The following is a 4897-nucleotide window of genomic DNA, read 5'->3' as shown; positions in this document are numbered from 1 at the left end:
CCCACCCAGGGCCGGGCTGCAGATATTCTTTCCCAGGTACAAACCCTTACCGTTATAGCTTGCGCCCCTCTACGGGCATCCTGTGCGGTCTGCTTCCAGTTTATAAAACTAAAATAGTTTTGTCAGGTGTAATAGGGATAATCTTATCATCAGGGACATCCGGGATAAGCGCCTTTAAGCTGTCCCCCGCTTCACTGATAGCAGGACAAGCGCCTTCCTCCAGCTCGGCCCAGCCGATACCTAAAAATTTCATTGTAGCCTGAATACGCTCAATCAGTATCGGGGTAATCTCCCTTTTCATGTTTATTAATTCAAAAGGTATGGTAGCAAGTTTCAGGCTAATGCCTGCCCAGGCCATCAGGACCTTCTCATCCCCAGTTGGAAGCCCATTAGGGAACCAGGTGTCGATTATCTCTTTTTCTGTAATGGCCATGTTATGCCTCCTCCACTTCATCCGGAAATAATTCTAAGATCTTCTCGCTGCCGTCGTGATGCTCAAGCCAGTCTATGACCTCATACTTTTCCAGCGGAACGATATTATCTGAGCTGCCGCCTGTGGAATTGTTTCCACAGTCAACGGAGTATTTGGTCAGTGCGCCGCCGCTCCCCAGGAGGAAGAAGCTGCCCTTTGGGGTACGATACAGATCCTCGGATAAATGATGAAAGTCACGGGGGGAGGAACCGTTCCAGTATTCATGGATTAACTTTGCCGTTGCCGTGTCGTAGACTTTGCGGTTGATAACTTTCTTTGCCATGGTAAATAAAAACCTCCTTTATTTTTTACCCCCAGGAGGTTATAATAAAAACAAGGTTAACCTCCTTAGTGGGGGTTGCTGGGAAGGAAGCTGGGTACTCTGCCAGGAGACAGCTTCCTTAGTTTTTGTTACCGTTTTTTCGTTCTAGCCACTGTTGTACTTTGTTCTGATCAAACCTTACGCTGTTTCCGTGTTTTAGAAATGGCATTCCTTCATTTCGCCATCGCCAAACAGTAGTAGGACTGATTTTAAGCAACTTACAAAGTTCTTTCTGTGTCAGATATTCCTCCATATTTCACCCCCTTCTATATCCTTTCATATCATATTATTTTATTAAGACGCTTGTCAAGCACCTGGGAAAATATTTTCGCAAAACCTCCTAGGCCCTGAGATTAATTTCTTGGTACAATTTTAGCCCAGAGAACTTTTCCGCAAATATCACATTTACCTATACTATGTTCGTCTTTATTTTTGTAAGCCACGTGATATATCTTCACACTAGATGTTTTTATATTTGGATCGCCATGTGTACAAAATAATATTGGAAGTGCTTCCCAAAATTCTCCACGATACTCCCAGTCTTCTAAATCTGTACTAAACTCAAAATCCTCAACAATTGAATGCTTAATTAGCCATTCAGGTGGTATTTTCTTTATCACACTTTTTGCCTCCTGCTTTTTTTATCCTATACTTCGACAAAAAGAGAGGCCTTCCCTTGACAAATATTCCGACACATTCCGACAAGTCATTTCGGATAAATTCATACGGCTGTCGGACGCCAGGGCCTCCCCGCCTTGATATTACTCACTTCCCCAAGGATACTTCATACCAGACAATTATTTTCAAGGCCTTACAGGGTAACCTCGAAGGCCTTTTCCCTTGAATACACAGCTGCAGCAGGGCAGCAGTCCTCCGGGGGAGCTGCGCTCTGCTGCCGATAAGTTTCACAGTTCATGCCTACAGCTTTGGCGGCAATGTCGGCTGATTGTTCATTGCGTTTAACTGGCACAAGATTTTGTGTAAGTTCAGTTGGCATTATTTCAGGTTGCTTTTTGTTTTGTTCATTTTTATAAAAGGACGGCGTAAAATTGCGCTGTCCGACTGTCAGATAATGTCGAAATATTTGTCAAGGTAAAAAGAGATTCTTGTCGAAATTCGTATATCAATAAAATAACTAATTTTAAGGTGGAAAGTAAGGGATGGAAACAATATAATGAATTAAAATCCAAAGGCTATTTTAATGGATTAATTGATCTATTGAAATAATTCTTAATGAGGAGATCCCCTTACCTGGCTGCTCTTGTCTTCACCGAAAAAAAATAACGCTCCCCGTTATCCTCGACCGCTGCCGGCGACGAATTCCACAAAGGTTCATAATGCCCCGGAAGAAGGATCTGATCAGCCAAACGATAAGCGCCATGTATCGGGCCAGCCGGGAAAACGGTTGGCGGGATGTTTTGTAAACTGTTTAAACAAAAACAGCCCCGATAAAACTTGGCCGGCTGTGGGCCAAGAACAGGCTTTGTTTATCAAGGCCTCTTTTTAAAAACAAGACTTAGGAGAGAAGGAATAAACTTTCTTTCTTGTTTAAAGGAACGCTGTCTTGAATATTTCTTTAGAGTTCTTGCGATATTATTTACCGTAGGAGTTGGTTTTTCCTTTACTATTTTCATTGCTAATCTATACATTTTCTTTTTAGGAGCTATGACTTCATAACCATTATCTTCAAGAAAAATAATTGTAGCCATCATGGCTGTTCTTTTGTTGCCATCATGAAAGCAATGATTTTGCACTAGTGAACGCATCAAAGTTGCGGCTTTTTGATAAATATCGCTATATAAATCGTTACCGTTAAAAGTCTGTTTTGGCTCTCCTAAAGCAGAAGACAATAAAGAGGAGCTCATCACTCCTCTTGGTTCCTTTTCATCATAATATTCACTAAAATAAGTATCGGCAACAATAAAATGAATAACCAAAACATCTGTTACATTAAGGTATTTTACGTCTTTAACGCTTAGACAGCTCCTTTAAATCTTTTTTAAAGCGCTCTGCCGTTTTAACTACCTTTTCAATGTATTGTTCCGTTACATTTATTTGCCAATCCCGAGTTAAGCCCAACTCTCTAAGCTGATGAGGGGGCAAATCAATATTATGTATTTTTTTGACAAATTTAGTAGTCATATTAGTTGCCTCCTCCTTATCATTTTTCTGATTAATTCTATTATAGAGGGACAACCACTTAATTGTAAAAGCCCATATTTGTTTAATCATTCTTTCATGGTTCCCCTATCTTTCTTAATCGGTTTATTTCTATTATTATGAACAAAATTTAAAAATAGTTTAATAAAAATAAATTATTTTTATATAAAAGGCCAGGCAAAAAAGCCCGACCGGGTATACAGAAGAAAGTAAACTGCTACTAATTACCTTTAAAACCTTACTCTGTAAGCCGGCGCTGCACAGACCAGGGACTTTCTGCAGCGCCTTTATAATTGTTGTCCTGCGACTATGAAGGCTGTAGAATTAAATTCAGGAACAGAAAAAAGGCGGAAGTTAGGACATTGTTTATGATAGATGATAAAGAACATAATATCCCTGTTTATAGCCCGGTTTGTACTTATTGCAAAAATTTATTTTCTCAGCCGGGCGAAAGGAAGTGCAACGCGTTTCCTAACGGAATTCCCTTGGATATCTGGCTGGGACTAAACAAGCATAGACAGTCCTTTCCAGGTGATAATGGTATAAGATTTGAGCCTCTTCTTATAGAAGAAGACTAATGCCTCAAAACCGCCCCCCTGTAAGGGCCAGGGGTAGGACTGCAGTACTGCAATTTGTACTGCAACCAGGATAAAATGTTATGAAATGACCTGATATAGAAAGGGAATTTCTGGTGCTAATAAACCGGAAATTTCCTTGATTTATCTGCACACTTAACACGGCAGGAAACGAAAAAGAATGTAATAAAACGGTAATTCCAGGACTCGAAATCGAGTAGGCGGTTAGTACACGCGGGGGTTCCATTGATCTGGTTACTATTAAGAACAAGTTGTTGCAGGTTGGTGGCGTATTCAAGACCAGTTAAATCCTGAATTTCACTGAAACGAGCAATAAGGCTTGTCAACCCTTCCATATCCGTGCTAGTAATGTCTCCAGTGGGCTTGTCCAGGGTGCCCCGTACGGCTGCTTCCAGGTTGGTGTCATTAAAGTGTACTATAACGGCGGATTCATCGAAAGTACCGCCTATAATATGGCTGCTGTCGCTTGGAAACTAAAACGTGCTTCCGGATCCAGCCCCTTCACTTCGGGGCAGCCGAAGACGAATATCGCCGGGCCTTGATCTGTATCAACAAAGAAACATTCTGCCATGGTTACCTGCCGATAAGAATCCAGCTTTTCAGCGGCTTTATCGTTCCTGAATATCGTTGTATGCAAATGATTTCACCTCCCCTCTTCTTTGAGCTCTTCTAGGATTCTGCCGCAGCGGTGCGCGTTTATCCGGAGATGGGTGTAAAAATTCTCGTCATGCTGCTTGTCTTGCCAAATGTTTTCTTTGGTTATCTCCTCCGGTGTCCGTTCCCGGTTAATAATCTCCCCGATTTTCACTCGATCTCCCAGCGGTTTGAGCATATTGAAATAGTCTGTCTCAGTTAACCCAATCAAGCTTCTTGAACTGCCCGTCAAATAAATGTGACTGTATTCGTGGATTAAAACACAGAATAAAGCAATCTTAATATTCCTGACCTGCAGCCAGGACAAACCATCGAATTTCAAAAAACCATTAACTGCTATTGCTTTATTAAGGGCTTCCACAAGGTCCCTAAGATTTATGTATATCCAGTTAACACCCTTTAACGATGTTGCCCAACCGGATTCCGGCTGATTTTGATATTCCTTGCAGTCAATGAGAAGGTTGGCCGGGATGCCTAATTCAGCGCCAATAAGGGCAAATAAGGTTCTTACGTATGCTTTAGAAATAATATCTTCCATCTTGTTGCTCCTTCACTTGTCTCTGTAACCAGGGCCTCCCAGAGCGGGGGTACAGTTCCCCCCGCTCTAAGAACGGCCTGGAACTATAAGGGGTTGTTTATATAATCGCAGGGCTTTTGTATAACCCGCGGTAATCGATCACGGTCACACCATAG

At 41.7% G+C, this 4897-nt stretch carries 11 protein-coding genes; 2 read left to right on the top strand and 9 right to left on the bottom strand.

The window, feature by feature from the left end; translation table 11 throughout:
* Positions 1-100: 100 nt before the first annotated feature.
* From DEH07_06590 to DEH07_06570, 5 genes are all read right to left on the bottom strand, one after another.
* A complete protein-coding gene (locus tag DEH07_06590; protein HBY04201.1) occupies positions 101-433 on the bottom strand; it encodes a hypothetical protein in 333 nt (110 codons plus the stop codon).
* Between the two features lies 1 nt (position 434).
* Positions 435-755, bottom strand: coding sequence for a hypothetical protein (locus DEH07_06585; GenBank protein ID HBY04200.1), 321 nt, complete (start codon positions 753-755; stop codon positions 435-437).
* Between the two features lie 118 nt (positions 756-873).
* Positions 874-1047, bottom strand: coding sequence for a DNA-binding protein (locus DEH07_06580; protein HBY04199.1), 174 nt, complete (start codon positions 1045-1047; stop codon positions 874-876).
* A 100-nt stretch (positions 1048-1147) separates the two neighbouring features.
* Complete coding sequence (locus DEH07_06575; GenBank protein HBY04198.1) at positions 1148-1414, bottom strand: hypothetical protein; 267 nt, start codon at positions 1412-1414, stop codon at positions 1148-1150.
* A gap of 191 nt (positions 1415-1605) precedes the next feature.
* Entirely contained in the window at positions 1606-1791 is a 186-nt protein-coding gene (locus DEH07_06570) for a hypothetical protein (protein HBY04197.1), read from the bottom strand.
* 264 nt (positions 1792-2055) lie between these two features.
* On the opposite strand from DEH07_06570, the gene DEH07_06565 reads away from it, so the two are divergent.
* On the top strand, positions 2056-2301 hold the full coding sequence (locus DEH07_06565; protein HBY04196.1) for a hypothetical protein: 246 nt from the start codon (positions 2056-2058) through the stop codon (positions 2299-2301).
* Here DEH07_06565 and DEH07_06560 read toward each other — a convergent pair.
* Together DEH07_06560 and DEH07_06555 are read right to left on the bottom strand one after the other, a co-directional pair.
* Positions 2285-2731 (bottom strand): type II toxin-antitoxin system death-on-curing family toxin, encoded by a 447-nt coding sequence (locus tag DEH07_06560; GenBank protein HBY04195.1) that lies wholly within the window; start codon positions 2729-2731, stop codon positions 2285-2287. The two genes, DEH07_06565 and DEH07_06560, sit on opposite strands and share 17 nt — an antisense overlap.
* 31 nt (positions 2732-2762) lie before the next feature.
* Positions 2763-3026 carry a hypothetical protein gene (locus DEH07_06555; GenBank protein ID HBY04194.1) on the bottom strand — a complete coding sequence of 88 codons (264 nt, stop codon included), beginning with the start codon at positions 3024-3026 and terminating at the stop codon, positions 2763-2765.
* A 320-nt stretch (positions 3027-3346) separates the two neighbouring features.
* On the opposite strand from DEH07_06555, the gene DEH07_06550 reads away from it, so the two are divergent.
* Positions 3347-3532: a hypothetical protein gene (locus DEH07_06550; protein ID HBY04193.1), complete on the top strand. Its 186-nt coding sequence runs from the start codon at positions 3347-3349 to the stop codon at positions 3530-3532.
* Positions 3533-3995: 463 nt separating this feature from the next.
* On the opposite strand, the gene DEH07_06545 is transcribed toward DEH07_06550, so the two are convergent.
* Positions 3996-4187 (bottom strand): hypothetical protein, encoded by a 192-nt coding sequence (locus tag DEH07_06545; GenBank protein ID HBY04192.1) that lies wholly within the window; start codon positions 4185-4187, stop codon positions 3996-3998.
* 6 nt (positions 4188-4193) lie between these two features.
* Positions 4194-4742, bottom strand: coding sequence for a hypothetical protein (locus DEH07_06540; protein ID HBY04191.1), 549 nt, complete (start codon positions 4740-4742; stop codon positions 4194-4196).
* Positions 4743-4897 lie beyond the last annotated feature (155 nt).

Origin of the sequence: Desulfotomaculum sp., from assembly GCA_003513005.1 — a bacterium.
Taxonomy (GTDB): Bacteria; Bacillota; Desulfotomaculia; order Desulfotomaculales; family Nap2-2B; genus 46-80.
The sequence above is the reverse complement of the archived record's forward strand: the minus strand, read 5'-3'. Positions and strand labels throughout refer to the sequence as shown.

Coding starts and splice junctions, on each gene's coding strand:
- DEH07_06570 (HBY04197.1), bottom strand. CDS start 1,791: ATGCCAACTGAACTTACACAAAATCTTGTGCCAGTTAAACGCAATGAA.
- DEH07_06580 (HBY04199.1), bottom strand. CDS start 1,047: ATGGAGGAATATCTGACACAGAAAGAACTTTGTAAGTTGCTTAAAATC.
- DEH07_06540 (HBY04191.1), bottom strand. CDS start 4,742: ATGGAAGATATTATTTCTAAAGCATACGTAAGAACCTTATTTGCCCTT.
- DEH07_06590 (HBY04201.1), bottom strand. CDS start 433: ATGGCCATTACAGAAAAAGAGATAATCGACACCTGGTTCCCTAATGGG.
- DEH07_06555 (HBY04194.1), bottom strand. CDS start 3,026: ATGATTAAACAAATATGGGCTTTTACAATTAAGTGGTTGTCCCTCTAT.
- DEH07_06585 (HBY04200.1), bottom strand. CDS start 755: ATGGCAAAGAAAGTTATCAACCGCAAAGTCTACGACACGGCAACGGCA.